General features: G+C 56.2%; 23 protein-coding genes and 2 pseudogenes. 7 read left to right on the top strand and 18 right to left on the bottom strand.

Annotated features, from left to right (window positions below; genetic code table 11):
• Positions 1–57: 57 nt before the first annotated feature.
• The 3 genes from ACTJKT_RS01500 to ACTJKT_RS01490 all read left to right on the top strand — a co-directional run bounded on the left by ACTJKT_RS01500 (position 58) and on the right by ACTJKT_RS01490 (position 6,007).
• On the top strand, positions 58–3,966 hold the full coding sequence (locus tag ACTJKT_RS01500; RefSeq protein WP_440785916.1) for a YobI family P-loop NTPase: 3,909 nt from the start codon (positions 58–60) through the stop codon (positions 3,964–3,966).
• A 103-nt stretch (positions 3,967–4,069) separates the two neighbouring features.
• Positions 4,070–5,050, top strand: coding sequence for a 5'-nucleotidase (locus tag ACTJKT_RS01495; RefSeq protein ID WP_307951032.1), 981 nt, complete (start codon positions 4,070–4,072; stop codon positions 5,048–5,050).
• Positions 5,051–5,416: 366 nt separating this feature from the next.
• Positions 5,417–6,007 carry a hypothetical protein gene (locus ACTJKT_RS01490; protein ID WP_440785915.1) on the top strand — a complete coding sequence of 197 codons (591 nt, stop codon included), beginning with the start codon at positions 5,417–5,419 and terminating at the stop codon, positions 6,005–6,007.
• Positions 6,008–6,249: 242 nt separating this feature from the next.
• Here the strand turns inward: ACTJKT_RS01490 and ACTJKT_RS01485 are convergent, their stop codons facing one another.
• The 5 genes from ACTJKT_RS01485 to ACTJKT_RS01465 all read right to left on the bottom strand — a co-directional run bounded on the left by ACTJKT_RS01485 (position 6,250) and on the right by ACTJKT_RS01465 (position 11,267).
• Positions 6,250–7,431 carry a condensation domain-containing protein gene (locus tag ACTJKT_RS01485; protein ID WP_440785914.1) on the bottom strand — a complete coding sequence of 394 codons (1,182 nt, stop codon included), beginning with the start codon at positions 7,429–7,431 and terminating at the stop codon, positions 6,250–6,252.
• A 99-nt stretch (positions 7,432–7,530) separates the two neighbouring features.
• On the bottom strand, positions 7,531–8,955 hold the full coding sequence (locus tag ACTJKT_RS01480; RefSeq protein ID WP_440785913.1) for an MFS transporter: 1,425 nt from the start codon (positions 8,953–8,955) through the stop codon (positions 7,531–7,533).
• A 73-nt stretch (positions 8,956–9,028) separates the two neighbouring features.
• Positions 9,029–9,613, bottom strand: coding sequence for an aminodeoxychorismate/anthranilate synthase component II (locus ACTJKT_RS01475; RefSeq protein ID WP_440785912.1), 585 nt, complete (start codon positions 9,611–9,613; stop codon positions 9,029–9,031).
• Positions 9,610–11,010: an anthranilate synthase component I family protein gene (locus tag ACTJKT_RS01470; RefSeq protein ID WP_440785911.1), complete on the bottom strand. Its 1,401-nt coding sequence runs from the start codon at positions 11,008–11,010 to the stop codon at positions 9,610–9,612. The genes ACTJKT_RS01475 and ACTJKT_RS01470 overlap by 4 nt, the downstream gene beginning before the upstream one ends.
• Positions 11,007–11,267, bottom strand: a complete 261-nt coding sequence (locus ACTJKT_RS01465) for a hypothetical protein (protein ID WP_440785910.1) — start codon at positions 11,265–11,267, stop codon at positions 11,007–11,009. The genes ACTJKT_RS01470 and ACTJKT_RS01465 overlap by 4 nt, the downstream gene beginning before the upstream one ends.
• A gap of 180 nt (positions 11,268–11,447) precedes the next feature.
• On the opposite strand from ACTJKT_RS01465, the gene ACTJKT_RS01460 reads away from it, so the two are divergent.
• Both ACTJKT_RS01460 and tnpC read left to right on the top strand, forming a co-directional pair.
• Positions 11,448–14,465 (top strand): Tn3 family transposase, encoded by a 3,018-nt coding sequence (locus ACTJKT_RS01460; protein ID WP_440785909.1) that lies wholly within the window; start codon positions 11,448–11,450, stop codon positions 14,463–14,465.
• Positions 14,465–14,827, top strand: a complete 363-nt coding sequence (gene tnpC / locus ACTJKT_RS01455) for a Tn3 family transposase post-transcriptional regulator TnpC (RefSeq protein ID WP_440785908.1) — start codon at positions 14,465–14,467, stop codon at positions 14,825–14,827. The genes ACTJKT_RS01460 and tnpC overlap by 1 nt, the downstream gene beginning before the upstream one ends.
• Before the next feature lie 268 nt (positions 14,828–15,095).
• Here tnpC and ACTJKT_RS01450 read toward each other — a convergent pair whose 3' ends face one another.
• Complete coding sequence (locus tag ACTJKT_RS01450) at positions 15,096–15,431, bottom strand: YkvA family protein (protein WP_440785907.1); 336 nt, start codon at positions 15,429–15,431, stop codon at positions 15,096–15,098.
• Between the two features lie 266 nt (positions 15,432–15,697).
• Between ACTJKT_RS01450 and ACTJKT_RS01445 the strand changes: the two genes are divergently transcribed.
• Both ACTJKT_RS01445 and ACTJKT_RS01440 read left to right on the top strand, forming a co-directional pair.
• On the top strand, positions 15,698–16,669 hold the full coding sequence (locus ACTJKT_RS01445) for a hypothetical protein (RefSeq protein WP_440785906.1): 972 nt from the start codon (positions 15,698–15,700) through the stop codon (positions 16,667–16,669).
• A 106-nt stretch (positions 16,670–16,775) separates the two neighbouring features.
• Positions 16,776–17,417 (top strand): DUF6988 family protein, encoded by a 642-nt coding sequence (locus ACTJKT_RS01440; RefSeq protein WP_440785905.1) that lies wholly within the window; start codon positions 16,776–16,778, stop codon positions 17,415–17,417.
• A gap of 65 nt (positions 17,418–17,482) precedes the next feature.
• Here the strand turns inward: ACTJKT_RS01440 and ACTJKT_RS01435 are convergent, their stop codons facing one another.
• The 12 genes and pseudogenes from ACTJKT_RS01435 to ACTJKT_RS01380 all read right to left on the bottom strand — a co-directional run bounded on the left by ACTJKT_RS01435 (position 17,483) and on the right by ACTJKT_RS01380 (position 24,982).
• Positions 17,483–18,451 carry an HNH endonuclease gene (locus ACTJKT_RS01435; protein WP_440785904.1) on the bottom strand — a complete coding sequence of 323 codons (969 nt, stop codon included), beginning with the start codon at positions 18,449–18,451 and terminating at the stop codon, positions 17,483–17,485.
• A gap of 100 nt (positions 18,452–18,551) precedes the next feature.
• Positions 18,552–21,166, bottom strand: a pseudogene (locus tag ACTJKT_RS01430) (Tn3 family transposase).
• 3 nt (positions 21,167–21,169) lie between these two features.
• Positions 21,170–21,730, bottom strand: coding sequence for a recombinase family protein (locus ACTJKT_RS01425; RefSeq protein WP_440785903.1), 561 nt, complete (start codon positions 21,728–21,730; stop codon positions 21,170–21,172).
• Positions 21,731–21,756: 26 nt separating this feature from the next.
• Positions 21,757–21,993: a hypothetical protein gene (locus ACTJKT_RS01420; RefSeq protein WP_440785902.1), complete on the bottom strand. Its 237-nt coding sequence runs from the start codon at positions 21,991–21,993 to the stop codon at positions 21,757–21,759.
• A 9-nt stretch (positions 21,994–22,002) separates the two neighbouring features.
• Positions 22,003–22,347, bottom strand: coding sequence for a helix-turn-helix domain-containing protein (locus tag ACTJKT_RS01415; protein WP_440785901.1), 345 nt, complete (start codon positions 22,345–22,347; stop codon positions 22,003–22,005).
• Positions 22,348–22,366: 19 nt separating this feature from the next.
• On the bottom strand, positions 22,367–22,657 hold the full coding sequence (locus tag ACTJKT_RS01410; RefSeq protein ID WP_440785900.1) for a helix-turn-helix domain-containing protein: 291 nt from the start codon (positions 22,655–22,657) through the stop codon (positions 22,367–22,369).
• A 13-nt stretch (positions 22,658–22,670) separates the two neighbouring features.
• Complete coding sequence (locus ACTJKT_RS01405; RefSeq protein WP_440785899.1) at positions 22,671–23,036, bottom strand: hypothetical protein; 366 nt, start codon at positions 23,034–23,036, stop codon at positions 22,671–22,673.
• Between the two features lies 1 nt (position 23,037).
• A complete protein-coding gene (locus ACTJKT_RS01400) occupies positions 23,038–23,208 on the bottom strand; it encodes a hypothetical protein (protein ID WP_440785898.1) in 171 nt (56 codons plus the stop codon).
• Between the two features lie 219 nt (positions 23,209–23,427).
• Positions 23,428–23,595 (bottom strand): annotated as a pseudogene (locus ACTJKT_RS01395) (Arc family DNA-binding protein); the annotation flags it as partial.
• A 9-nt stretch (positions 23,596–23,604) separates the two neighbouring features.
• Positions 23,605–24,165 (bottom strand): hypothetical protein, encoded by a 561-nt coding sequence (locus ACTJKT_RS01390; protein ID WP_440785897.1) that lies wholly within the window; start codon positions 24,163–24,165, stop codon positions 23,605–23,607.
• Between the two features lie 41 nt (positions 24,166–24,206).
• Positions 24,207–24,563, bottom strand: coding sequence for a hypothetical protein (locus tag ACTJKT_RS01385; protein WP_440785896.1), 357 nt, complete (start codon positions 24,561–24,563; stop codon positions 24,207–24,209).
• Positions 24,564–24,748: 185 nt separating this feature from the next.
• Positions 24,749–24,982 (bottom strand): hypothetical protein, encoded by a 234-nt coding sequence (locus ACTJKT_RS01380; protein ID WP_440785895.1) that lies wholly within the window; start codon positions 24,980–24,982, stop codon positions 24,749–24,751.
• Between the last annotated feature and the right edge of the window lie 74 nt (positions 24,983–25,056).

The following is a 25,056-nucleotide window of genomic DNA, read 5'->3' as shown; positions in this document are numbered from 1 at the left end:
TAACGACCATTTTAGGCGGTTCTCCCGGACAGCCTTTCAGCGGCATAGGAGACAGGGATGTTCCGTCGTTTAGCTCAGTTTTATTTTTCGAAGCGCGAGTACGTCAGCTCCCTCCTGAATCATGCATTAGGACAGTACAAGCGCTACAGAAAAGCTGGCGACAAAGCAGTGGTCGCCGCCCGTGAATACCTGTCTGTACCCAGCAGTAGAATGGTCTTCGAACCACTTACGCCTGTTCTTTTGGAGGTAGATCGGTCGCACCGTTACGAGAGTGAGCTGCTGAGTGCACTGAGCAACGACCAGATTCGCAATATCGCGATTACTGGTGAGTATGGTGCTGGCAAAAGCAGCGTCATCCGTACGTTTGTCGATCGTCACCCTGAACTCACCTATGCGTTTGTATCACTGGCCGCCTTCGGCAAAGATCTGAACAAGGAAGGGGCAGGGAAGGTGACCTCGGCTGATTCTTCAGTCGCTCCCGTTGAGTCCAGTTCAAACTCTTCAGATCCCAAAAGTGCAGAGAAAAAAAACGATTCGGATATTTTGACGCGCATCGAGGAAACCATCGTTCAGCAACTGCTGTACGCGGTACCGTCAGGTCAACTGCCGAAAACTCGATTGAAGCGAATCATCCAGGCGTCTTCGCCCATCATCTGGTTTCGTACACTTTTCTCCTTTCTGATGATCGTAGGCACGCTAAGGCTTTACGTTCCGACAGTCGAGAAGCTACCGAAAGTCGACCCGGCTTGGTTGGTCGAATGGCTTCTAAAAATCCCGGGGTGGGCGGCTGTTCTGGTGCTGGGGGGTGGTGGCCTCTACATGATGTTCTCAGCGTTGAAGTTGCTGTCCCTGTTCAGCATTGATGGCTTCACGATCAAAGGTGGAAAGCTGGAAACGACCCACCACGGCTCCGTGTTGCACAAAAATATTGATGAAATCGTCTACTGCTTTGAACGCAGCAAAATCGACATCGTAGTGATCGAGGATCTGGACAGGTTTGGTATTCATGACGTTTTTACGCGCCTGCGGGAAATTAATTTCATCATCAAGCAATCCCCGCAAATCAACCGACCGGTTTACTTCATCTATGCGCTTCGGGATGAGCTGTTCGCCGTAGGTGAGAAAACGAAATTTTTCGACCTGATCATTCCGATAATCCCCGTGGTCAACTCCGAGAACTCTCGCGAGAAGATGCTTGAGATGCTTCGTGAGCGCCAGTTCAATGGAGCTGAGCTAGGAGCTGGGCTGGACTACTCGTTAGTTGAAACTGTTTGTTACCTCATTGATGACATGCGGTTGATCAAGAATATCGTCAACGAATTCGACATGTTCTCCAGCATTCTTGGCGGTGGCTCCGGCTTGAAGCTTGATCCGAACAAACTGTTTTCAATCATCGCAATTCGCAATCTGCATCCTGCTGAATACGCTGACTTGGTAAAGCGACGTGGGGCCATATACGAGACCATCCATGGTTTCAATGAGTGGCGATTCCAGCAGTCCAAGAATGCTGAGGATGCTTACCAAGTATTGCGCGAACAGCGGGACAGGCGGGTACAGGAAATCGCTGAGAGTACGGCAGAGCTACGGGCGTACGTTTGGCTTGAGCTTCTGAAGGCTTCAAATCTTCCAGGCGCGAACTATGTCCAGGTGGTACAAGGCAACAGGTTTACGATGCTAGATTTTGTGACCGATCAAGTTTTTGGCGGGATTTTCGATCAATCGGCTCGATTGCAGATGATCAATGTCGACATGCATGGGCGGGTGATCCAGAACTCCGAAGTTGTAGGCACGAAGGAGCTCCTAGCGTCGACGTCGTACCAAAAAAGGTATGACCTGCTCCAGCGAACTCTTGTTGATATTGATGATGAGATGGCCGAACAGCGCACCGAGGCAGGGCGAATTAATCACCAAACCTTCCGAGCCGCTGCCAAAAAAAACTATGGCGATATCATTTCTCAAAAACTGAATGGCTTGGACGTCGTCATTTACCTGATGCGCCACGGATACTTCGATACCGATTACACAGACTACTTCGGCTACTTCTACGAAGGATCCCTCACATCGGAAGACAAAAACCTGATTCTAGAACTGAGACGTGGCGCCTCCGTCGACGTTGCGACTGGGATTAGTGCTCCTAAAAAGGTCCTGGAAAAGCTGGATACTGATGATCTGAGTGATGGCAGGGGCATCATTGTCACGCTGATCGAATACCTTTCTAGCTGTCCATACAGCGATCCCAGCATGAGTCATGAGCGCAGTAAGCTCGCGAGCATTCTCAAGAGTGGGCTTGATAGACATCTGGACAGAATGGCGCAAGCGACTGAAATTTTGCTATCAACTATGACATCGCCGAAGTTCATTCAAGCTGTTTATGTTCTTGAGCCTGGGCTGTTCCGCGCGTTGTTGAACGCTGAACGATTCAAATCCGCGGGATTGAAGCAAGCACTGATCAATGCAGTCATGGATGGATTGGAGGTTGCCCAACTCCGTCAGCTGGATTCTATGCCAGACAAGAAAATCTATGATGCCGTTGCAATTCTCGAAGACGTCTCGCGCTTGATGCCTGGACTCGAAGCTGGAGGTAAGGGCTGGCCTTGGTTGACCGAGCTACCGCTGCGCTTCTCAGCGCTAAATGACAGCATCGTCCTGAACGACCTCAAGAAGCTGATCAAGTGGGGATGCGTTGACGTAAACCTGAGCATGCTGACGCTGATTTGCCAAAAAGCCGAATCCATTCACGCAAAAAAAGCTGATCACAGCTTAAGCATCATTTCATATCGTCGGCTGAGGGCGCTGGAGATTGAGGGCCTGAATGACCTCCTGCTTGAGTCCCCTGAGGAATTTACAAACACGCTTTTAGCCCAAGTCGGAACGCTTGACGAATCCGCGGCGTCCTTTAACGAACTGCTACGAGCCATCTTGGAAGAGTCGGATGATTCAGATGTCGTGGTTCAACTGTTTGATCGAACGACATGCACCTTCGACCGACTTGAAGACACAATGCCATCGTTGTGGGCGAAAATACTGCTGTCTGACCGGGTGAAATCGAAGCCTGAAGCAGTTTGGACATTCTTCAAAGACGTACTCGTGCCCGCTTTGGAACATAAAGGTTGCGAAACCTTGGATATGGAGGCCTTCGCAAGCTTTATCCATCGTCATGTAAACGAGCTACGAGGTGATCTCTGGGGCTTCAATGCCTCCATGCATCAAGAGCTGCAGGGGTACCTAATCGCCCCAACAGAGCTATCTAACGAAACGCTTGAAGTGCTCTTCGCGGATATAGTCATGAGCGATCCCGTGATCCTTAAGGGACTGCAATCCAGGGAGCGCGGGGAGATGCTCGCAAGTGCAGCGTTTCTGGCATATAGCCCTGAGATCCGCGATTGCATCAGGACGTTCAGTGCGGATCTGGAAGCACCGTATCTCGCGGCACATTGGGTACAGGCACGTGATCAAATTGATCTATCCCAAATGTCGATCGACATGGCGTTGGCTCTCAGTAAAAGCGGTGCGCTTGAGCTGAATGAAAAAATCCAAATGTGGGCGGCGTTACCGATTGAAGCCTTCAATACCAACCACGAGGCCGTCAAAGAGCTCGCTGAAACCTGCCGTCTTGCTAACCGACACTCGACTAGCTTTCCGCCGGCGTTTATCTCCACCGTCAAGAAGTTCGCGGGTGGGGAGGGGCTGACTTCAGCTCAGCGCTCTGAAATGCTGATCCAATGCTTACCATCGTGCAACTGGGCAGAATCCGCCTCCGTTCTTGGCATGCTGAGCGATGACGGTTTCACAAAGCTTTCACCACATGTCAAAAAAATTGAGGTGCCATACACCGATCTCAACATGAGGCTGGTCAACGCTATTCAAACGAGAGGCTTCGTCCAGACCGTAACGGAGAAAGGCGATGTCATCAGCGCCACTGCTAAGCCGAAAGGCATGTCTGATGATCCAGCGACGCTAGTTTAAAAAGCTGTTCGCGCGATCTGTACTTCGCGCCGCACTCACAAAATCGATCGGCATGTTCGGTGCCCGTCAAAGTTTGCGTTCAAAGGCATCGAGAGAGGTTCCAATGCCCTACGAGTTAGAAAACCGCTTGGTGATTGGCGTGGCTTCCAGCGCTGTGTTTGATCTGGTGGCATCGGACGCGGTGTTTCAGAGTCAGGGAGAGGAGGAGTACCGAAAGTTTCAGCAAGAAAACCTCCACGTCCCTTTACCAAAGGGGATAGCGTTCCCCTTCATCAAACGTCTCTTGTCGGTGAATGACCTCAGCGCCGACCCTACAGATCCGCTGGTGGAGGTGATCCTTCTCTCGCGAAATGATCCTGACACCGGGCTACGCGTACTGAAGACAATCGAGCACTATGGACTTGGGATGACAAGAGCGATTTTCATGCAAGGAAAATCCCCGTATGAGTACATCCCTGCACTGAATATCGCTCTGTTTTTGTCTGGTGAGAAAAAAGACGTGGAGGGTGCGATTAAGGCGGGGTATCCGGCCGGGCAGGTGCTCGATTCAAAATTCGAAGACGATGAAGCTGACAAAACCCTGCGTATCGCATTCGACTTTGATGGCGTACTCGCCGGCGATGAATCTGAATCGATCATGCAGTCTTCTGGGCTGACAGAGTTTCATGCCCATGAAGTCAAGAACGTTATGCAGCCCCACAACCCTGGGCCGCTGAAGGAATTCATGGTGCGGATATCCAAGATCCAAACGGTCGAAGAGAAGCACAAAAAGCTCAATCCTAAATACGAAAACCGCATACGAGTCTCGATCGTCACGGCTCGCAATGCTCCGTCTCATGAGCGTGCGATGAATACGCTCAAGAGCTGGGGCGTCATGGCCAATGACGCTTTCTTCCTGGGTGGTATCGAGAAAGGCAAAATTTTGGGCGTATTGAAACCGCACATTTTCTTCGATGACCAATCCGGGCACCTTAAATCGACTAGCGAAGTTGCTCCATCCGTCCACATTCCTTTCGGTATTACTAACAATGAGGTATCGGAGGTTGTACTAGCGCCAGAGGATCAGGTTCAGGCGGCGGTGTAACACAGTTGCCAAGCATCATTGTCGGTTGAAATCGTTGCAGCAATTTTCGCATGCTTTTTGTGAAACTGCTCATAACTCACTCCCACTACTATTCGGACAAGTACTACCCGAAAACTTCGCTAGCAGGGGGGGCACTATGTCTCAGATGTACCACAATCACAAGTTCGACTTTGATAATGTGCTATCGGGCCGGTGATCATGCATCTAGCCCCACTAGTGTACCTGACAAAGCCAGGCGGCTACGCAGAGTCCAAAGTTACCCTCTCAACCTGGAGCGTTACCCAGTTAAAATTTAGTTTTGAACTTTAACTTAATCGTACATCTTTAATACAAATAACCGTCAACGTGAATAGTGGGCAGGCAAAAATGAGCGAAATGAAGTCGGAGTCGAAGGGTGACAGCGAGAGCGAGCAACATATAGATGGCGTTTATGGAGGGTGGGAGCTCTTGATTGCGGGGGTTGTTTTGGTTTTTGTGGCACTCCTGGATGTTGTCTATCTTCAACTCTATCTATTTGATCACGAACCAGTTTATGTGTTTTCGGCGGTCATGATCAGCGCCCTGGGGGGCTTTATATTGTGGCTTCCTTTCGCAAGGAGGTGGATCGAAGCGGCCGGAGAAACCTGGTTCTCTAACTTCCTTGCCTTACCGGATTATGAGGTACCTATTACATTTCCAGTGGTTTCGGGCTTTCTGGGTGAGCAAGCGCTGGGTGGCTTTTTAGGCAGCGTACTCATGTTGACGACACACGAGATTTTTTCCAATTTTGGGGCAACGATCGCGGGAATTTATTGTTTTACTGTAATAGTTCTTGCGATCACGATTACATCGTTTTCACTTCTTAGGTTTGTTGTTCTCTTTGCAAGATATGGTTGGCCCACTTATGGGGCTGCATCTATTTCCTCGCTAATTGTGATGTTCGGTTTTTTCTGGACGGGTGTGACATCGGTATCATAGGCCAGATAGCTTGTCGTGGTCATGACATAGGGTAGGTCGCGGCATGAAATGAGGTTCAGGGGGGCGGGGTAGTCAGTTGCCGCGGACGAACTTAGAGCCTCGGTGCCGGCGGCCATACGCTGCCAGTGCGGTACTGTCCCGACAGGATTGGGCTCTGGAAATGGGGCATACAGGCCATCCGACAAGATCGCGGGTCTGTTCGAACCGCGCTCTTGTCGGTGCCTGTCTACAAGCTTTTCAGATCAATCGCCGGGGATGCCCTGCAGGTCGCGGATCATCTGTTCGATGACCTGTCCTGCATGTTCGCCATAGGCTGCGGCGTCCATGTCGATCCGCCCTGAAATGTGCTCGGTGTGCTCATCCAGGGTGATTTCGAAAGCCACGCGGCAGGTGTCGTTGGGCAATAGCCGCAGGCTCATCCACTGGTTGTCGCCCAGGGCGATGCGGCTGCCTTCGCTGCGTGAGTTCCAGGCGTTGAACAGCTGGGGAAACGGCAGTTCGAAGCCGGCGGTACGCGCAGACATGCCCTCGGGGTACAAGGCTGCCGGTTCTATGTCCTGACGAGCCGCGGCATTGATCACCGCCCGCTGCACGCGCTTGATCACGGCTGCCAATGGCTCGCCGGGCTCATGCCGGGTGCTGACCGGGATGGTGTTGGACAAGGGCCCCACCAGTGTCTGGGCCGCGGCTCCCGGACGATTGGCGAAGGGGACGCCGGTCACCACGGTGGCGACGCCGCTGACTGCACTGATTGCCCGTTGGTAGATGGCCAACAGCAGCACGAACGGCGTCACGCGCTGGGCCCTGGCATAGTCCAGGACCCTGCTGCGCGGTACGTCAGAGGTGAACTTCAGGCTCTGCATGCGCCCCATGCCGCCACTGCCTTTAGTGCGCAGTGCATCGAGCCCGTAGGGCCCCGTCCCGGGGTAGATCTCGAGCTGTTGCGCCGCGCTTGCTGGCTGCTCCGGCAGGTGCTGCGTCCGGCAATAGTCGTTCCAGGCAGTGCAAGATACCGGGGGCTGGCCCAGGTAATGCCGGGCGATATCCTCCAGCAGCAGGTCGATCGACGCGCCATCGCAGGTATAGATCCAGAAGCCGATCCAGATGTGCAGGCCAGCCTCCTCTACCGCCGAGGCGATGCGCAGCCCGGGCTCAGCGGCTTGCCTGGCCCGGTAGGCCAGGAAGTCCTGGTCGGTGACTGCGGCCTGCACCTTGCCCAATTGCTCGCGCAAGGCTTGGCGCAATGCCTGTTCGCTGGGGGCTCGACCGACCAGTTGTTCGCCTTCGATGTCGAATCGGGCCGCCAGGATCGGATGCCGGGCCAGGGTCTGGGCCACGGCGTCGAATACTTGTTCCTGGCAACACTGCGCGCTGAAGTCCAGACGCAGCGCGCCGGAATAGGCGCGCCCTGTCTGGTCAAGCATCGCCCCGGTCCATTTTTCCCGCAGCCCCGCGACGCTGGAAAGCGCCGTGAGGGGTCCCTTGAAGGGGGGGATCAGGTAGTTCTGATGCATGACGATAACCTACGGCTGGGGGCTCGATGGGGCCGGCTCGAGAGCCAGGGCATTGCGGCCGGCCCAGATCAGCATGGCACCACCGATCATCGCCAGGGCCGACAGGGCGAAAGCGCTGACGAAACCATTGGCCGCGATGGTCGGCACTCCACTGCTGTCGGAGACAGCCAGGGCCACGGCAGCCAGCAGGGTGACCCCGAACACCTGGAACAACTGCTGGATGGTGGTGGTGATACCCGACCCGGCACCGGCGTCCGCCTCGCTCAGGTCGCTGGTGGCCAACGACTGAGCGACCGGTGCGACACAACCGAAGCCGATGGAGGTGACCAGCATGGCCGGGAGCATTCCCAGCCAGTAGCTATGCAGGGGTACGCCGAAGGCGAACAGTGCGAAACCCAGCGCCGAGGTTGCCAGGCCGACAACGGCTGCTGTCTGCGGGTTCCAGCGCTGCATGACGAACTGCGAAAGGAAGATGCCGGGGAAGAAACCCAGGCAGAAGGGCAGCCAGGCCAGGCCAGTCTGCATCGGGCTCAGGCCGAGGTAGTCTTGCAGCAAGAGTACCCCCAAGTAGAACAGGGCGCCGGAGGTCGCTGCCAGGATGGCCACTATGGCGTAGCCGGCCAGGCGGGGAGAGCGGGTCATCAGGCGTGCGGGAATAATGCCGTTCTCCGAGCGCTTGCAACGACGCAGTACCAGGGCGATACCCAGCAAGCCCAGCACCAGGAGCGCCACGCGCTGTCCGGGCAGGTGCTCGATGCCGGAGCCCATCACGGCCATGACGGTCGCGGCGACGGCCACCACCAGGATCAGTGCGTTGCCCAGGTCCAGCCGGGTGGAACTGCGGTGGGTGAACTTGGGAATCATCACCGTGCTAGCCAGGATCAGCAGCATGACGACCGGTACGTTGACCCCGAACACCCAGCGCCACGACAGATAGTGCGTCAGTACGCCGGACAGCAGTACGCCGATGATCGAGCCCAGGCCGCCGAGTGCCGCCCAGATGCCAAACGCCTTGCCGCGCTCGGGACCTGCGGGAAACAGCAGCGACACCATGGCCAGCCCGGTGGCCGAAGCCAGGGCTTCACCGACCCCTTGCCCGGCCCGGCTGAGGATCAGCACGGTGGCATCTTCGGCGAAGGTCGCCAGCAAGGAAAATGCGCCAAAAATCACTACGCCGACCTGGAAGGTGCGGCGCACCCCAAAGGCGTCGCCGATCCGCCCGCCCAGCAGCAACAGCGATCCGGCGGTGATGAGGTAGGCATTGACTACCCAGGTCAGGGACCCATCCGTGAGTCCCAGCTCGTGCTTGATCCGTGGCAGGGCCACGTTCACCACGGTGGCATCCAGCAGCAGTATCAGCTGGATGATCGAGATGACAGCCAGTGCCTGCCATCGTTTTTCATTGAGCGTTGCATTCGCGGGTGTGTGAGTCATGTTTATCCAATCCTTAGATTTAATGGGTGTCGGCCGGCGTCCGGCCGGTACCCAAGGCTTTTTTCACGAGCGTTCAGCCCAGGGCGTTGACGTTGGCCAGGGCCAATGAGTTACGGATCATTTGAATCCCGTAGTCGGTGCCAATGCTCTCGGGGTGAAACTGCACGCTTTCGATCGGCCGGGTACGGTGTCGCGCCGCCATGTTCACGCCATCGTCCGTGTAGGCCGTGGCCATTAGCGAGGTTGTCGTGCCCGGGTCGGTGATTGCCAGCGAGTGATAACGCACCACGGTGACGGCCGAGGGCACATCCTGGAAAATGCCCTGTCCGTCATGGTGGACCTGGGCGTACTTGCCATGTTCGGCGGTGGGCGCACGTGTGAGCTTCCAACCGAAATGTTCGCCAAGTGCCTGGTGCCCCAGGCAGACACCAAAGATAGCCTGCCGTTCATCCATCGCACGAATTATCTGCGGGTAACCATGATCCTCCGGCGTGCCCGGACCTGGGCCCAGGACCAGTAACTGCGGTTGCCACTGTCGATACTGGGCGATGGGGTCGTCGTTGACGCGGACGACCCTGGTTTCTGCACCCGCGGCCGAGTAGTACTGCTCGATGACATGCACAAAGCTGTCGAAGGCGTCGATTAGCATCACTCTCATGCGCTGGCTCCCATCGCTCGGGAAAACGACTTGATCTTCGCTCCCGCCTCATTCCATTCATCCTCGGCCTGGGAGTCGGCGACGACTCCCGCGGCGGACTGCAATACATAGCGCCCGGCATTGCCGACGATGGTACGGATCGTCAGGGCGAGCACCGCGCTGTTGGCCCCGGTGATGTAGCCGGCACAACCGGTGTACAGCCCGCGAGCGGTGCCTTCCAGCTCGGCGATGATTTCCATTGCCCGGACCTTGGGGGCTCCGGTCATGGTGCCCGCCGGGAAGTTGGCCATGATCAGGTCCCAGACATCGCAGTGCTCGCGCACCCTGGTCTCCACCGTGGAGACCAGGTGCAGCAGGGAGCCATAGGTGTCCTGCTGCATGAACGAGCTCACGTGTACGCCCCCGGGAACTGCGCAACGGGCCAGGTCGTTGCGCGCCAGATCCACCAGCATCAGGTGCTCGGCGGCTTCCTTGGGGATCTTGTCCAGCGGACTGCCGCGCTGGTCCTCCCGACTCATGGTGCCGGCGATCGGCCGGACCTGGGCCACACCGTCCTGGAGGCGGATCATCAGCTCCGGACTGGATGACACGACGTGCAGATCGGTAAGGTCCAGGTAGTACATGTAGGGCGCCGGATTGACCGACGCCAGGCGTTCGTAGAGGTCCACCGGGGCAATCGCCGCGTTGGAGACGGCCCGACGGCACAACTGCACCTGGTAGATGTCACCGGCGCGGATGTACTCCTTGGCCCGGGAAACAGCCGCGCAGAACGCCTCGCGATCGGTGACGTCCTCGACCACCGCGGTTTCCATGGCCAGGCCAGGCAGCGGTGCCGCCGGCGGCTGGCGAAGCACCGCGAGCAGGGCTTCAAGGTCCGCTCCATCGCTGGCCCCGGCCTTGAGTACGTCGATCCGCGCCGGACCCTGGGGGTCTTCGTAGCGGACGATATGCCGGTAGACCCGCACCACCACCTCCGGCACATCCTGCTCGATGGCCATCCCCGGCAGGTGTTCGACGAAGCGCGCAGCGCTGTAGCCCAGGGCCAGCACCAGGGGAAAACCTTCCGGCAGGGCCAGGGTCTGCGCTACCCGCCGCAGGCGTTCGCCCAGGCTCGACTGCGGGTCGTCCAGCAGCCGTTCGCAAGCGGCCAGGGCCCACTGGAAGGGCGCGCTGGCGGACAGCTGCCAGGCGCCATTGACCAGCTTGAGCTCCAATAGCAGGTCGATCATGAAGGTGGTCTGGTTGCCGTCGACCGGCAGAAAACCCGCACCGGTCTCGAACAGCGCCGGACATGGATAGAGCCCCAGCAGGCCACGACGCACCTGGGCGACCGGCGCCGCATCGGCGATTTCACGCTGCTCCACGCGCCACATGGGGATGGGTTGCAATGCGCTCACAGGGCTGGCTCCCGTTGATCGCGGATACGTGCGTGCTTCCAGGAAATGTAGGCACCGGTCTCGGTCCGCGGATCCAGGCTCTGCTCCAGTTGCAGCTGGACCGAGGTGCCGAAATGGCCGGCCATCTGCTCCTGTACCTCGTCCACCGAACGCTCGCCGATACCCGCCACCATCGACACCTCGACATGGTCGCTGCCGTCGCTGGCGGTGCAGATCCTGACCTCGTAGCCAGAGACCCACTCGGCCGCCGTCAGCACCGCCGACTCGATCAGTGCCGGCAGTACCTGGGGTCATGCCGAGATAAAGGAAAATTAGGACATTCGTTCTGTAACCTTATGATATAGCTTGGGTTTAATTTTTTTGCTGTGTTGCCTTCCCTCGTCCCGAGTTTAGCCGTCTATGCTGAGGCTTTTGCTTTTTCTTGAGGGACGAACTCCATGGCCTCTCTGGAGCGGACAGCCTATCCGAAGCTGCCAGCCAATCTGTCGTCGAAAGAACTTCATCAGAGCTATTCGCTCACAGAATCTGAGCTCGAATGGCTCTCTAGAACGGCTAAAAGCCCTGCTCTTACCATTGGGTTAGCCGTTCTGCTTAAGGCATTCCAACAGCTGCATTACTTCCCTAGTATCGAGGAGATTCCAGCTGAAATCGTTAATCATGTCAGGTCTTGTCTGAATTACGGGGCGCGCATAGATCCTCGCTATGCGAATCCCCGTACCCTGTACCGTCATCAAACAGCTATTCGCCAATATCTACAAATCACCCCGTTTTATGGGAGCGATGCCCTAAAAATTGCGATGGAAGCTGCCCACGATGCGGTAGTGGTCCTTGATCAGCGCGTTGACATCATCAATGTCCTGATTGGCGAACTGCTTGAGCGAGGCTACGAACTGCCGGCCTACTCGACGCTCAATGACGCGGCTGAAGACGCCCAATTTGCTCTCCAGGAAAAGATTTTCAATCGAGTCGTCGACAGAGCGCCGATTGATGTGATCTACCGTCTCAGAGAGCTACTAGACACCGATTTCGGTCGTCGCCAAAGCGACTTTAATGCCCTGAAGCAGGTCCCCAAGAAACCTTCTCGCAAACACTTGGAGATACTGATCGATCACTTAAGCTGGTTGGAGGGGTTCGGTGATCTCGACGCCATCTTTGAGGGAATCGTTGATACCAAAATTTGGTTTTTTGCGAATCAAGCGGAGAAAGCAGATGTTTCTGAACTTAAGGATTGTTCGCTTCCAAAGCGCTACACCTTGATGCTGGCTCTGATCTACCTCATGCGTGTACGAGCACGTGATCACCTTGCTGAGATGTTCATCAAGCGAATCGCTACTATCCACAAGCGAGCCAAGGATGAGTTGGAGCAAATCCAGCTACGTCAGCGCAAAAAACTAGAGTTGCTCGTGGCCACCTTGGATGGTGTGATTCAGATTCTCAGCCAAGAGCCAAGTGATCAGGAAGCCGGCAGCTTGATTCGCGAGTATCTGTCCCCCGAGGGAAACCTTGATCACCTTCGCGAGGCCTGTGCCGAAGTCCAGGCTACGGGCGGCAGTAACTATCTCCCGCTACTCTGGAGGCACTTCAAGTCCCATCGATCATTGCTGTTCCGCCTGAGTCACCTGTTGCAACTGGAGCCAACAACCCAGGATCGCTCGCTGATCGACGCTCTGCAGTTGGTCCAAGACAACGAAAACCTGCATAGGGAGTGGGTCGACGAGCATGTAGATTTGTCGTTCGCCTCGGATCGCTGGATTAAAGTTGTCCGTCGCGCCCCCAGCGAAGGGCCATCGACCAACCGGCGCTTCCTTGAAGTCTGCGTGTTTTCCCATCTGGCCAACGAACTTCGCTCTGGCGATATCTGTGTACTAGGCTCGGAGTCGTTTGCTGACTACCGCAAACAGTTACTGCCGTGGGATGAGTGTCTGGTGCGTCTACCGGAGTACTGCGAAAAGGTTGGCCTGCCGAGTACCGCCAAAGAGTTTGTCGCCAGCTTGAAGGAGCAACTTGAGAGTACCGCTCAGCAACTGGATGACAAATTTCCCAGTTGCCGTGGCGACGTGTCGATTAATGAGGCAGGAGAACCGGTGCTGCGCCGCGTAGTCGCCCGTGACATCCCGCCTTCAGCGATCTCGCTACAAGCGGCGATCACTCAGCGTATGCCTGCCAGGCATGTGCTCGACATCATAGCCAACATCGAACACTGGATTCAGTTCACCCGCCATTTCGGGCCGATGTCCGGCAGCGATCCCAAGCTGAAGGAACCGGCCGAGCGCTACCTGATGACGATCTTCGCCATGGGCTGCAACCTAGGACCGAACCAGGCCGCTCGCCACCTGGCGGGTAACGTGACTCCACACATGCTGTCTTACACCAATCGTCGGCACCTGCCACTCGACAAGCTGGATAAGGCCAACCGGGAGTTGGTCGAACTCTATCTCCAGCTCGATCTGCCCAAGCTCTGGGGTGACGGCAAAGCGGTCGCGGCCGACGGGACTCAATTCGACTTCTACGATGAAAACTTGCTCGCCGGCTACCATTTCCGTTATCGAAAGATGGGCGCGGTCGCCTATCGACATGTGGCAAATAACTACATCGCGGTCTTTCAGCACTTTATCCCACCGGGCATCTGGGAGGCTATCTATGTCATCGAGGGCTTGCTGAAAGCGGATCATAGTGTTGAAGTCGATACGGTTTATTCAGACACTCAAGGCCAGTCTGCGACGGTGTTTGCATTTACCCATCTACTGGGCATCAATCTAATGCCTCGCATCCGCAACTGGCGCAACCTGGTCATGTATCGGCCCGATCGCTCGGCCAAGTACAAACACATCAACAGCCTCTTCACTGATACCGTCAACTGGAGCCAGATAGAGACCCATTGGCAGGATCTGATGCAGGTGGCGCTGTCGATTCAGGCCGGCAAAATATCCTCGCCAATGCTGCTGCGTAAACTCGGTTCTTATAGTCGGCGCAACAAGCTCTACCATGCAGCGCAGGAGCTGGGATGTGTGATCCGGACCATTTTCCTGCTCAAATGGATTGGCAATCGTGAGTTGCGCCAAGAAGTAACCGCCAATACCAACAAGATCGAGTCCTACAACGGTTTCTCAAAGTGGCTGTCCTTTGGCGGCGATGTAATCGCCGAGAACGATCCAGATGAGCAACAGAAGCGCTTGCGCTACAACGATATGATTGCCTCCTCGGTGATCTTGCAGAACACCGTCGACATGATGCGCATCCTGCAGAAGCTCGCCCGTGATGGCTGGCAGTTCACTGACGACGACGTATCATTTCTCAGTCCCTACCTGACCAGTAATGTCAAACGCTTTGGGGAGTTCAACCTGAAACTCAAACGCCCACCGGAACCCTGGATCAAGGATTCCATTTTCCAGCAGGCAGCGGGCTCAATGCGTGCGCAACAGATGCCCAATAATAAAGTTGAGGAGACGAACTGATGCACATCCCGCCAGCTTCGTTCCGCGTGACACCCTATGGGGACGTCGATGCCAAGGTACTCGACTCTCTGCGTGCAAGCTACGACACCTCTCAGTTGCTCAACTTGGTCGACCGGCTGGATGCCTGCCTTGCTGAAATCGGAGGGGTCGGTAGCATTCGAGAAGACTTCTTACGCCTGCATGCCATGGCCATGACGGTACTGGAAGGTTTCCCCCTCACTGTCGCTACCAGTGATGTCGACAGTATTTGGGAACAGGCGATCGCCCTCCAAGAGGATATTTCTGCTTTATGTTCATGCTTACAGGCGGGTTCTAAATACCTGGCTCCTTTGGCAGCACTTGCTCCTGGCTATCAGGACTAGTCAAGAGCTGCACAAGGACGAGATTTTGGCGATGCACTATTCTCCTGGGCGTTCCGAGGTAATGGCCGTGACCTGCATGAGCGAATGCACCGTACATTAGATGCTAGATATCGACCGGTCCTTGCAGCGCTCTGATCGCGTCGGCCACCTCATCAAGCACCACTTCTGGCGCTATTCGACTTGCCTTCGCTTTTACGACAGATGCCAGTCAATGTGCCACTGAAGAGTTTTGTTGCAGATGACTGGCGCTGTGCTTCCCAGCATTTGCTCAGTAGTGAACGAAAGCCAACCCTGTACTTACCACCGCGGCCATCCAGACCAGAATGATGATTACCGCAGCGATCCTGTTCACAGGGCGCCTCGCATCATTTTTCTCCCACTCACTTGCTTTCAGCTGACTTTCTTCAAGCACCGAAGGGGGCATCAGCCTGATGGCGAGCAGGATGCCGAGTGGCAAAATGATTACGTCGTCCAGATAGCCCAATATCGGGATGAAATCTGGAATGAGATCGATTGGGCTCAGCGCGTAAGCCACCACAAAAACTGAAATCCACTTAGGCAGCCATGGGGTTTGAGGATGCTGGTAACAGAACCATAGAACCATGGTTTGTCGTTTCAGACCTTTTGCCCAACGCCGCAGATGCTCAAAAATACCTTTTATTTCGTCATTGTCCGTGCGAGAGCGAATGTCACTATGAACATTAACAAAGTAACAACGATAATGCCGAGCACAGGAGAAGCCGCCGTCCGGAGTACGTCTAGTAGGGGTGCCTACAGAATTCGGAAAAAATCGTACGCTAAGAAAAATCGTACGCCTTGAGGCTGCTCCAGCAGCCCCTATACTGGTTCTGTCTAGGGGGAGGGAATGGAATGGGAAGCCCGGCACGCATTCTAGTTATCATGTCCATCGTGATATCGCTTTCGGCGTGCTTTGACCGCTCAATTTCAGGTAGTTACGTGGCCAAAGACTCATCAAGCGCTGAGCTCTTGCAACTTACTCAGGCCCAGGACGGAAAGATCGTAGGAACCTGGCAGCACATAGCTCTCAAAAGCAGTGGCGGGATAGAAACATCGATGACAAACGTGAGTGGAGTCGTTGATGGTGAGAGTCTGACGCTCGCTGTATCCTTGGCCGGTCTCCCAATCAGTCAGAATTTCAGCGGAACGGTCACCGCATCAGCTTTGGAGCTAAATCTGGTTGGCAGCGCTGGCGCGGTCGCCAAAGCTCATTTCGCGCGCGGCAGTGTCGCTGACTTCAACTCTGAAGCTGAAAGATTGGCACAGGCCGGCCAGTCGATCAAAACTGAGAAGTTACGGACTGATCAGGTCGAAACCTTGGACCGGTCCGCGTTGGCTCTCGAAGAGGCGCTGAATGCCTATGTGAAGAAAGCCAGAAAGCAAATCGACGATACTCCCCGCTTCATTTCTTACTTCACTCGCGCAAGCAACGATATCAGGGACAGGCTGCATTTTGCTCAGCATCTTAACGGTGCGCAGAGAGCTCAAGCCGAGGCTGTATTGGCACAAATCTCCGCCTCCGAGCCCGCAATCCGGAATACCGGAGACTCGATCGATACGGCAATTGAGGATATGACCCGGGAAGAGGCATCTCTCAACATCCGAATGATGGACTTCAATGGTAACTGCCTTGGCACGTCCACCGTCAAACCTGGAGATGTCATACCCAACATGGGCCCCTGCAAAGCACTTATATCGGCTGCTGCACGCTTTGGGGAGGTGAGAGTGCTTGTCCACGCAGCGCATGAGCGCCTCCAACTCCAAAAGAACAAAGCGATGAAAGAGATGGAGGCCACTTGGCAGTTGGCTACTCGTCTTCCTTAACCCGCGAGATGACCTACTCTCATCAGTTCAGATCAGTGCCTCAATGGTGTGGGGCTGGATTGCCTCAACTCCGAACTCCTTCAATACCGCATCAGGGAAGTCCGATATGACACTTGAGGAGATGCTCACCCGCTCGGCTGATCTACAGGACGAGATCCTGCGACTGCTCGAAGACGTCCCCACACATCCCGGCGAGCGGTTTGAGGCTTCGATGGTTGCCTGTGGAGTCGCCCTAGAACACGCACAGGCACTACGCATCCTGTTCGAGCATGGCAGTCCGACCACCGCGATGTCGACGCTGCGCCTCCAGTTTGAAGCTCTCACCAGGGCGATGTGGATGCTGTACGCTGCGAGTGACCTGGCCATCCAAAAGCTCATGGCACCACTGACAGAGGAAAGCGCGCGGGTCGCCAATAAACTCCCCCAGGTTGGGGAGATGATAGAGGCTATCGTGAAGAAGGCCCCGGCAGGTGCCTCATCCATGCTGATCCAGTTTAAAGACATTTCCTGGTCGGCGATGAATTCCTATGTGCACAGCGGCATTCACCCGCTGCGGCGGCACTTAGAAGGCTATCCAGCCCAACTCGTACTGCAAGCCCTGCAGAACTCCAACGGCTTGATGACCATGACCGGCATGCTCGCGGCGATCCTCACCGGCAATGACTGCTGCATCAACCCGATGCGAGTCATCCAGACAAAGTTTAAGGACTGCCTGCCGCCGCTTACCCCCTTGGCCCCACAGGTGTAAACGATATGGCGTTGACCCAGATACAAATGGGGGGGGCTGCATGGTCCCTCACGCTGCGCAGCGGTTCAGCCGAACCTCTTGGCGTAAGTAAGTAGCTGCTTGTTGAGGTCATCGGCGTATGGCGCAAAATGTGCTTCGCGGTGACAGCACGGGCACAGGGCCACACAGTTGTATACACGGTCTGACTTCTCGGCCCCTAAGATGTGATGAACATCCAAGAAGCCAGGGAAGTCCCGGCGTTTGCCACAATCCTCACGCTCGCACGCAAACCCGGCCCTTTCGAGTACCGCTCGACGTACGTGGGGATCGCGACGAACCTCCGAGCGAAGCACGGGCACGCGCTCGCCTTCATCCCGACCCAGAGTCGAGTAGTTTGGAGCTGGGCAGTCGTCGTAGGTATCGTCGACCACTACCGACTCCACTACATGGGGAGTGAGCTTGGCTAAGTCGATCACACCCGGCCACTGCCACAATGCATCGGCCACTTCGTGTCCGTCAGGTGTCCGGTCATCTTGCAACCACACGGTCGGGCTAGTGCCGTTCTGAGCGTGATTCTTCTTGGCCCGCCCCTTCAACCCACGGCGTTGCAGGTCATCGCTGACCTCGCGCTGACGGTTCCAGATGGCATGGAGGCTTTCGATAGGAATGAGCGCTGCGAAGATGATGGCGTCTTCGTCACGCTGCACGAGCAAATTGTGAGTGAGCCCGCGCTTCGTGTCTCGGGAGACGATGTGTTCCAGCGTAGCATCCCATCCACCCTGCCGCAGGTGTGCCGCCAACTGAGCCGCTGCGTACTTCTTTTCGTTGGGATTTCGTCCGTCGCGCCTCCAGCACAGTCGGACGCGCATGCTCAGTACCTGGCCATCAGGAGTGCGGATACTGATGAACTGCTGAGTGGCCACGCCCGTTGGAATTCGCTCGTCGGCAATGACAACGTAGCCTCGATCATTCAGGAAGGGGGCTAGTGCCTCCCTAGTTAGCTTTTCCGCAGCGTGACTTTCAGGCCCCCGAAAGAGGCGATCTCCATTCGACACTTTGGTGCTCCTGCTGTTGATCTATGACGAAGCCATGCCGAGATAAAGGGAAATTTCACTCATTTGGCTCGTAACTGGCTGTTTTTAGAGTGGTTATTGCTTATAGCTTTCGCAATGGTCGGCACTTCCCGTCTTCCAGCCTTCGGCTCTGTCGCCAGACGTAGTCGCCGGTCAGGTTGACGTGCTCCCAGCCCAGCGGCGACAGGTACTGATACAGGTCGGTATTCACCGGCTTTCCGCCGTCAGCCAGCCCTTGGGTGGCGCGTTCCAGGTAGACCGTATTCCACAGTACGATAGCAGCTGTTACCAGGTTGAGGCCGCTGGCCCGGTAGCGCTGCTGTTCGAAGCTCCGATCCCTGATTTCTCCAAGGCGGTTGAAAAACACCGCCCTGGCCAGGGCGTTGCGCGCCTCGCCCTTGTTCAGGCCCGCATGCACACGACGGCGCAGCTCGACACTTTGCAGCCAGTCCAGGATGAACAGTGTGCGCTCAATCCGGCCCAGGTCCCGCAGGGCCACGGCCAGGCCGTTCTGACGTGGATAGCTGCCCAGCTTGCGCAGCATCAACGAGGCGGTAACGGTGCCCTGCTTGATCGACGCGGCCAGACGCAAAATCTCATCCCAGTGAGCGCGGACGTGCTTGATGTTCAGCGTGCCGCCGATCATTGGGCGAAGTGTCGGATAGTCCTGGACACTTTGTGGGACATACAGCTTGGTTTCGCCCAGGTCGCGGATGCGCGGCGCAAAGCGAAAACCCAGCAGGTGCATCAGCGCGAAGACGTGATCGGTGAAGCCCGCGGTGTCGGTGTAGTGCTCCTCGATCCGCAGATCCGACTCGTGATACAGCAGACCATCGAGCACGTAGGTCGAGTCCCGCACGCCGACATTCACCACGCGAGTGCTGAACGGCGCGTACTGGTCGGAGATATGGGTGTAGAACAGTCGGCCCGGTTCGTTGCCGTACTTCGGGTTGACGTGCCCGGTGCTCTCGCCTCGACCGCCTGCACGAAAGCGCTGCCCATCGGAGGATGAGGTGGTGCCGTCTCCCCAGTTGGCAGCAAAGGTGTGGTTGAACTGGCTGTTGACCAGTTCGGCCAGGGCCGCCGAGTAGGTTTCGTCGCGGATGTGCCAGGCTTGCAGCCAAGATAGCTTGGCGTAGGTCATACCCGGACTCGACTCGGCCATTTTGGTCAAGCCGATGTTGATGGCATCGCCGAGGATCGCCGATAGCAGCAGCGTTCGATCCTTGGCCTGGGCACCATCCTTCAGGTGGGTAAAGTGGCGGGTAAAGCCTGTCCACTCATCCACATCCATCAGCAGTTCGGTGATTTTGATGCGCGGCAACAGCTGACTGGTCTTGTCGATCAGCGCCTGGGCGGTGTCCGGTACCGCCGCATCCAGCGGGGTGATCTTCAGTCCGGACTCGGTGAGGATTGCGTCGGGTAACTCGTTGTCCTTGGCCAGTTTGGCGACGGTCGCCAGTTGCTCATTCAGCAGCTGTAAGCGCTCTTCCAGGTACTGGTCGCTGTTGGGGTTGATCGCCAATGGCAGCGCTTGTTCCTTCTTGAGTGCAGCAAACTTCGCGGGTGGTAGCAGGTAATCTTCAAAGTCGCGGAACTGCCGTGAGCCCTTGACCCAGATATCGCCGGAGCGCAGCGCGTTTTTCAGCTCGGACAAGGCGCAGATCTCGTAAAAGCGTCGGTCAATGCCCTCCGGCGTGATCACCAGCGGTTTCCAGCGCGGCTTGATGAAGGCGGTCGGTGCGTCTGACGGCACCTTGCGCAAGTTGTCTGCGTTCATCTCGCGCAGCTGCTGGATGGCATCCAGCACGCGTTGTGCTGCCGGTGCGGCCCGTAGCTGAAGCGCCTCCAGAAAGGCCAGGGTGTAGCGGCGAAGCGTGTTGAAGTTCTCGCTGACCAGGTGCAAATGGTCGAACGTCTCGGGGCGTGCCAGCAGCTCGGCATCGGTCACGCTCTGGGCGAATTCTTCCCAGGGGATGACCGCCTCGATGGCGGCGAACGGATCGTCACCCGACGCTTTGGCCTCCAACAAGGCCTGACCTATTTTCGAGTACAGGCGCACCTTGTCGTTGATCGCCTTGCCCTGTTTCTGGAACTGCTGCTGATGCTTGTTCTTGGCGCTGCTGAACAGCTTGATCAGGATGCGGTCGTGCAGATCGACTAGTTCATCGGTCACCGTCGCGGTGCTTTCCAGCACCACGGCCGCCAAGGTCGCGTAGCGCCGTTCGTTCTCGAACTTGCCCAGATCCTGAGGTGTCATCTGCCCACCCTCACGGGCCAGCTTGAGCAGCCGGTTCTGGTGGATGTGCCGGTCGAGCCCTTCGGGCAGGGCCACCAGTTGGAAGATCTTCAGCCGTTCGATGTGCTCCATCATGTGCCGCGAATTCGGTTTTAGCGGTGACTGGCGTAGCCAGGTCAACCAGGTGCTGTTGCTGCCAGCCTTGAGGGTCAGTAGTTCGTCGAGCTTGTTCCGATGTTGTTGACTCAGCGGCTCGATCAAAGCGCGGTAGACCCTCCGGTTGGCTCCAGACAAAGTTGCACGGCAAAGCCGAGGCGATTGGCATCACCCCGTCGCTGACGGATCAGCGACAGGTCGGACTCGTTGAAGGTGTAATAGCGGATCAGGTCGTCTTGGCTGTCCGGCAGTGCAAGCAGGGTATCGCGCTCACTGGCCGAGAGGATCGAGCGACGGGGCATGTGTCAGTCATCCGTGCGAAGGTACTGGTAGAGGGTTTCCCTACTTATACCGAACTCACGGGCCAACTGGGCTTTCGGTTCGCCGGCAGCGGCGCGCTGCCGGACTGCGACGGTCTGTTCATCGGACAGAGCCTTCTTGCGGCCCCGGTAAGCGCCGCGTTGCTTGGCCAGGGCGATGCCCTCGCGCTGCCGCTCGCGAATGAGCGCTCGCTCGAACTCAGCGAAGGCTCCCATGACCGACAACATCAGGTTGGCCATAGGCGAATCGTCACCGGTGAACACCAGGCCTTCCTTCAGGAACTCGATACGCACGCCGCGCTTGGTCAGCTTTTGCACCAGGCGCCGCAGGTCATCCAGGTTACGGGCCAAGCGATCCATGCTGTGTACCACAACGGTGTCACCCTCGCGGACGAAGCCGAGCATGGCCTCCAGTTGCGGACGCTGGGTATCCTTGCCAGAGGCCTTGTCGGTGAATAGCTTGCTCACCTCGGTTTGTTCTAGTTGGCGTTCCGGGTTCTGGTCGTAGCTACTGACCCGGACATAACCGATACGTTGTCCCTGCAAGGTGCCTCCCTAGGCTAGGTCGATGATTACTGACCAGACGCGGCATTCGCCGCTTCTCGACCAGCCAACTGGATTGCTTCGGACAGTTCACGAAACTCTTCACTCGCCAATACACCAGCTGCCAGCAAGCCGGTCATCAGGCCTGTCGTATACATGCGTTGCCCATGGATTTCGACCAAGCCAGACTGTGCGCGCAGGTCTTCAATTTCGTTGCGCACGAGTGCGATGCATTGACTCTTTTCATCTTCAGTGAAGGTCGCCATGACGGTCTCCTAGCGGTTTTCAATGGTCAGCAGCGCTTCTTGCTCATACCCGTACAACACTCCTTTTAAAGCAATTCTGGCCTGCCTTCTCAGCTCGGGTGGAAGAGCGTCAAAGCGTTTCAAAATGGGCGCCAGATCCTGAGACAGATCCATTGTTGCTGGATCGAGCAGCAGTTCGTCGGTGGTCACTCCAAGCACTTGTGCCAGGCTCACAACTTTTTCAGCAGAAGGGATACCGCGACCTGCCTCGTAGGACGTGTAGCTCGACTTGCTGATACCGGCGGCTTCCCACACATGCTGCTGTGTGAGTCCTTTGACTTCGCGCAAGCGCTTCAGGTTTTTACCAATACTCATGGGATACGAAGCCTTAGGTTCAGTGTTCTGTTTTCAGTGCTCGAAGGATGGCGTCTTGCAGCAACTTCGGGCAGGCCCGGAATCGCTCAAGCAGCAAGGCTTCCTCTACTGGGAAATCACCCGAGAGGACAAAGTGGACGTTTCCACCAGCCTTCAAGAAGGCTTGTAATACATCGGCACCTGGTAAACCGTTGCCCTGCTCATAGCGACACCAGACTTCACGAGAGATGCCGCAAAGACTGGCCATAGCCGCCTGCGTGAGATTCAGGCGCTTGCGTTCCGTTTTCAGCCGCGCTGCAATCGTTGGCATCGCACTGCTTCCGTTAACAGATTGGCGTGAGGTGAACACTTGCGATGTTCTCGCGATGAACCTTCACTTCGCACCCAAAAGGCTTACCGGTGTGGCCGTCAATTCTGAGTGGCTTGCCATTGAAGTTTCCATAAACGACAACCGAACCCGCGTGATACTCGTTGGTGGCTTTCACCAGGTATTCCTGACCGTCCTTGAGAGTGACGATGAACTCTTTCCACATGGCCTGGTTGTAGACCAGACCACACCCCCAGCAGCACACATTGCCGGGTTTGCCATCGGGCCCGTTCTTCGGGCCGTGCAGCCCGAGGCGGCAAAAAATCTGGCGTCGAAGCAGTGCGTATCCCCGAATGCCAATAATCCGCTGTAGCAAGTTCATATCATTCCTCTGTTTTTCGACCAGGCCGCATTTCCAGGATCTGGGCGGGCAGCTCGGGCAAAGGCGTCACGCGGCGGAGATAACCTTGCAGCCTTAGCGACCGAATGGCTCGTGCAAAACGCTTAGGCAATAAACCGCTGGAGCATTCCAGCTCGGCGAGGTTGATTGTCATGTTCTGATCCTTCGGCTTCATGGCGATTTAGTCCGGGGTTTGGGAGTGACTGGTCAAACCGCGCCTCTCCTACTGATCCAACCCCGCGTTGACGGCGAGGTTTGGTGTGTACCTGGGCGGGAATTTCCCTTATGGCTGTGCTGCTGCCTCAAGAATTGCAATCTTTTGATTCAGAAAGTTGTTCAGTTGCCGCATCTCCTCGTATTTACGCTCAAGATCCAGCGAGCCATCAATTCGCGCGACAATTTCACCATTCATGCTTCGGTGATTGTTTTCTGCCGCTTCGCTGATACGTCCACGCAGCCCATCCGGCAGGCGCACTACAAACTTATCTGCCGTCCTAGAGTTGTACGACGCCATTAGGGTCGGTTCAGATTTGCTTGGCATGTTGTTTTCCTATCGTGCTGCGTCTGGTCGCCAAACAGGCGCCGCGTTTGCCAGGGTCATGGAGGACTGTTTGGTAAACCATGCGTGCCTATCAATTTGCGCGGCATGCCCTGCTATTACCCGATGAACAAGGTCTTTAGGCCAATGCGGGGCCCTGGCCTGCACATGAGCTGTGTGCTCGGTCAAAGCCTTAATCAGCTGATCTTCAAACCGAATTGATGAAAAGCCCTCCAGCCAATGGGCTAGATCCTCCTCACGGTACAGTTCGGGTATGGCTTCAGTGAGATTGTGCGGATCAAAAAAATAGACAACATCCTTCGCAGGCATTCGCACGATATTTTTAACTGGTGAAGCCCAAAACCGTGGCGACGGTACGCCATGAAGCAAACGGGCACAGCGCGAACCTACGAATGGCTTGTTCATCCAAACGTCCAGTCGGACTTCATCTTTCCAGCTGCCAGCAGTGCGAAGCTCACGTTTGGCCGCTGACACCAAGCTGCCTCGGCTGCCAGAAAATTTAGAGGCAGCGCGCTCGATCAACATTGTTTCGGTCTGACCGCTGATAATCATTGGCGATTTCCCGTGAGTTCCGTTGTGTTTGCCAAGGCCGGTCAGCTTTCGGCGGCTTCAGGTGCCAAAACGGCAATTTGCTTGCCCAGGTCCTCGGCGGCTCGTTCCGTGGCCAGGAACAAATCGGCGCCTTCGTCAGTACCATGACCTACCGCCTCGAAAGCCGACAGCGCCTGCCGGTAACGCGACAGAGCTTCGACCGCATTCGCGTCCAGGGTCACAGTCATTGCTTGGGTGTTCTTCACGGTGGCAGGCTTACCCAGTACAAAGTTGGTATACGCACAGCCGTTATCGAAGCCCGGCACGATTGCGAGAAGCGACCAACCAGCAGCCAACCGCTCATTCGCCGAATTTTGATCGCGGACCTGTACAACCTTTTCAACGTGTTCAAACGACATGGGCCATTCCCTCGACGTGATGGACGCGAAAATCGCGCCTCTCTTTACGGCCTCGGCCCCGGTTTTAGGCCGGGGCTTGGGGTGTACCTGGGCGGCAGTGCCGCGCCAATTCCTAGAACTCTCGGGGGTTATCTAATCGCCATAGGACAAGGCACAATGTTGGTGATCGACGATCATGACAACTGTCAAATATGAGGGTGTTCACGACCGCAGGCATCAATCAGCTGCTGCTTAAAATCCCTGTACTCTTCAAGGCTGATAATTTCCGCATCGGCCAATGTGGAGATGATCCCGAAGGCCACACCGTAGTAATAGCCATCGTAAGGCACACCGTCTAACTGGCGTTCAAAACACCCATTTATCAGGCTGTTGATGCGTGGTAGCTGCATATTGCGAATTGCATTTTTCAATTCATTCATCTTTAGGTCTTTTTCCCGTTGGTTAGTACATGTGGTGCAGTGGGGCTCCTCGATCTTTACTGCCTTGACCGAAG

The organism is Pseudomonas sp. 22526, from assembly GCF_052044735.1.
In the GTDB taxonomy this organism is placed as follows: Bacteria; Pseudomonadota; Gammaproteobacteria; order Pseudomonadales; family Pseudomonadaceae; genus Aquipseudomonas; species Aquipseudomonas piscium.
The sequence above is the reverse complement of the archived record's forward strand: the minus strand, read 5'-3'. Positions and strand labels throughout refer to the sequence as shown.

What these genes read in the sequence shown, in the direction of transcription:
- ACTJKT_RS01500 (WP_440785916.1), top strand. Translation starts at nt 58, where the DNA reads ATGTTCCGTCGTTTAGCTCAGTTTTATTTTTCGAAGCGCGAGTACGTC.
- ACTJKT_RS01495 (WP_307951032.1), top strand. Translation starts at nt 4,070, where the DNA reads ATGCCCTACGAGTTAGAAAACCGCTTGGTGATTGGCGTGGCTTCCAGC.
- ACTJKT_RS01490 (WP_440785915.1), top strand. Translation starts at nt 5,417, where the DNA reads ATGAGCGAAATGAAGTCGGAGTCGAAGGGTGACAGCGAGAGCGAGCAA.
- ACTJKT_RS01485 (WP_440785914.1), bottom strand. Translation starts at nt 7,431, where the DNA reads ATGCTTGACCAGACAGGGCGCGCCTATTCCGGCGCGCTGCGTCTGGAC.
- ACTJKT_RS01480 (WP_440785913.1), bottom strand. Translation starts at nt 8,955, where the DNA reads ATGACTCACACACCCGCGAATGCAACGCTCAATGAAAAACGATGGCAG.
- ACTJKT_RS01475 (WP_440785912.1), bottom strand. Translation starts at nt 9,613, where the DNA reads ATGAGAGTGATGCTAATCGACGCCTTCGACAGCTTTGTGCATGTCATC.
- ACTJKT_RS01460 (WP_440785909.1), top strand. Translation starts at nt 11,448, where the DNA reads ATGGCCTCTCTGGAGCGGACAGCCTATCCGAAGCTGCCAGCCAATCTG.
- tnpC (WP_440785908.1), top strand. Translation starts at nt 14,465, where the DNA reads ATGCACATCCCGCCAGCTTCGTTCCGCGTGACACCCTATGGGGACGTC.
- ACTJKT_RS01450 (WP_440785907.1), bottom strand. Translation starts at nt 15,431, where the DNA reads ATGGTTCTATGGTTCTGTTACCAGCATCCTCAAACCCCATGGCTGCCT.
- ACTJKT_RS01445 (WP_440785906.1), top strand. Translation starts at nt 15,698, where the DNA reads ATGGGAAGCCCGGCACGCATTCTAGTTATCATGTCCATCGTGATATCG.
- ACTJKT_RS01440 (WP_440785905.1), top strand. Translation starts at nt 16,776, where the DNA reads ATGACACTTGAGGAGATGCTCACCCGCTCGGCTGATCTACAGGACGAG.
- ACTJKT_RS01420 (WP_440785902.1), bottom strand. Translation starts at nt 21,993, where the DNA reads ATGGCGACCTTCACTGAAGATGAAAAGAGTCAATGCATCGCACTCGTG.
- ACTJKT_RS01415 (WP_440785901.1), bottom strand. Translation starts at nt 22,347, where the DNA reads ATGAGTATTGGTAAAAACCTGAAGCGCTTGCGCGAAGTCAAAGGACTC.
- ACTJKT_RS01410 (WP_440785900.1), bottom strand. Translation starts at nt 22,657, where the DNA reads ATGCCAACGATTGCAGCGCGGCTGAAAACGGAACGCAAGCGCCTGAAT.
- ACTJKT_RS01405 (WP_440785899.1), bottom strand. Translation starts at nt 23,036, where the DNA reads ATGAACTTGCTACAGCGGATTATTGGCATTCGGGGATACGCACTGCTT.
- ACTJKT_RS01400 (WP_440785898.1), bottom strand. Translation starts at nt 23,208, where the DNA reads ATGACAATCAACCTCGCCGAGCTGGAATGCTCCAGCGGTTTATTGCCT.
- ACTJKT_RS01390 (WP_440785897.1), bottom strand. Translation starts at nt 24,165, where the DNA reads ATGATTATCAGCGGTCAGACCGAAACAATGTTGATCGAGCGCGCTGCC.
- ACTJKT_RS01385 (WP_440785896.1), bottom strand. Translation starts at nt 24,563, where the DNA reads ATGTCGTTTGAACACGTTGAAAAGGTTGTACAGGTCCGCGATCAAAAT.
- ACTJKT_RS01380 (WP_440785895.1), bottom strand. Translation starts at nt 24,982, where the DNA reads ATGAATGAATTGAAAAATGCAATTCGCAATATGCAGCTACCACGCATC.